The following is a 437-nucleotide window of genomic DNA, read 5'->3' as shown; positions in this document are numbered from 1 at the left end:
TCTCGGTGCGTTTCACCTACGGCTCTGAAAAGGAATCCTGGATCGACGCCGTCACCGACGGTTTCAACCGCCAGGGACAGACCACGACCTCCGGAAAGCGGATCTGCGTCCAGGCAATTCCGAAGGGATCCGGCGAGAGCGTGAACGAGATCAAGGACGGCCGAGCGGGACCCGACGAGGTCCACGCGACGAGCCCGGCTTCGGATCTTTACGTCAACCTTATCAACTACGAGGCCGGCGAGCAGCAGGGGGGCGATCTGCTCAAGGTCGAGGGCTTTCTCGTCTCCTCGCCGGTGGTGATCGCGGTCTGGGAGCCGGTGCTTGCGACACTCGGGCCGATCGACCAGGTCGGATGGGCGGAGATCTTCAAACGCTCCGGCGAGGGCCAATTTCGCTACGGTCAAACCAATCCGGAGACCTCCAACAGTGGTCTGTCT

1 pseudogene is annotated in these 437 nt (G+C 62.2%); it reads left to right on the top strand.

What is annotated here, in order from left to right:
- A pseudogene (locus tag GPT33_RS18460) lies at window positions 1–437 on the top strand (substrate-binding domain-containing protein); the annotation flags it as partial.

The sequence above is a fragment of the Thiocapsa sp. genome (assembly GCF_011390875.1).
Classification (GTDB): Bacteria; Pseudomonadota; Gammaproteobacteria; order Chromatiales; family Chromatiaceae; genus Thiocapsa.
Note: the sequence above shows the minus strand (reverse complement) of the source record. Positions and strands in the feature narration are given on the sequence as shown.